Raw genomic sequence first — 1,276 nt, forward strand, 5'->3', positions numbered from 1 at the left:
TCTTGGGCTAATATGAAATTAAGAAAAAAGAAGCAGAGGGATATAGCATGAAGAATATAGGTTTAGTATTAGAAGGCGGAGGAATGAAAGGTTTATATACTGCAGGTGTACTCGAATATTTCATGGAAAAGAACTTATTCTTTCCGTATGTAGTCGGCGTATCAGCTGGAGCCTGTATGGGAGCAACATATTTATCACGTCAAAAAGGGAGAAATAAGAAAGTAAATACAGAGCTAGTAGCAGATCACCGTTATATATCTTATCGAAATTTGATTCGAAAACGCGAATTATTCGGAATGGATTTTTTATTTGATGAAGTACCTAATAAAATTGTACCATTTGATTTTCAAACTTTCTTAAAATGTAATGAACAGTTTGTCATAGGGACGACTGATTGCGAATCAGGACAAGCCATTTATTATAATAAAGCAGAACACGGAAACGATATTTTAAAAATCATTCGCGCCTCAAGCTCTGTACCGTTTATAGCACCTGCTGTAGAATATAATAATCGAAAATTATTAGATGGAGGGATTATAGACCCTATACCAGTTTTGAAAGCCCAAAAGGATGGTTATGAAAAGAACGTTGTCATTATGACAAAGCCAGAAGGATATGAGAAGCAGCGAAATAAATTTTCAGGCCTGGCTAAAATTTTATATAGAAAATATCCGAAAATCGCAGAGAATTTAGTAGACCATTATCGTTTTTATAATGAGACGATATCTTATATGAATCGAGAAGAACAAAAAGATAATTTTTATGTAATTCAACCAAGTGTACAGCTTCCTATAAGCGGAATAGAAAGAAATAAGGAAAAGCTCGTTAATCTATATAATCTTGGGTATATAGATGCTCAATATCATTATGAAAACTTATTAAATTGGATAGAGAAATAAAGGAGGAGAAAGTTGAAGTTAGGAAAACAAATTATTTTTAAAGAATTGCAGAAAATGCATAGTCCACTGCATAAACCGTTTCCTTATCGTGCTACAGCAAAATTGCAGCGAGACTTAAAAAGTAAATTTACCGAAGATGATTGTATAAACGCTGATTTTAATCATTATTGGATGCATACAGCAGCTACTTTAAATTCTGTACTAAATGGAAACGAACAGAACATTACGTTTCAACAAATAAAGTGGTTAAGAAAATCGTTTTTTGAGTGGTTTCCGCAATATCGTTTTCTAGAAACAGAAATTGTGAATTATCCCATTTTGTATAGAGATTTCATAAGTTATGAGAAGACCAGGAAGCTATTACTTTATTACCTTAC

2 protein-coding genes are annotated in these 1,276 nt (G+C 32.6%); both read left to right on the top strand.

The features are described 5' to 3' along the window. Positions 1–47 precede the first annotated feature (47 nt). Entirely contained in the window at positions 48–899 is an 852-nt protein-coding gene (locus tag ACQGS6_RS28745) for a patatin-like phospholipase family protein (protein WP_000789260.1), read from the top strand. Between the two features lie 12 nt (positions 900–911). Next, positions 912–1,276: YxiJ-like family protein (locus ACQGS6_RS28750; protein WP_426966048.1), on the top strand; the 365-nt coding region annotated here is incomplete at its 3' end.

This window comes from Bacillus sp. GMs2/2 (genome assembly GCF_050172095.1).
In the GTDB taxonomy this organism is placed as follows: domain Bacteria; phylum Bacillota; class Bacilli; order Bacillales; family Bacillaceae_G; genus Bacillus_A; species Bacillus_A cereus.

Excerpts from the sequence above, each read along its gene's own strand:
- ACQGS6_RS28745 (WP_000789260.1), top strand. The coding sequence starts at position 48 with ATGAAGAATATAGGTTTAGTATTAGAAGGCGGAGGAATGAAAGGTTTA.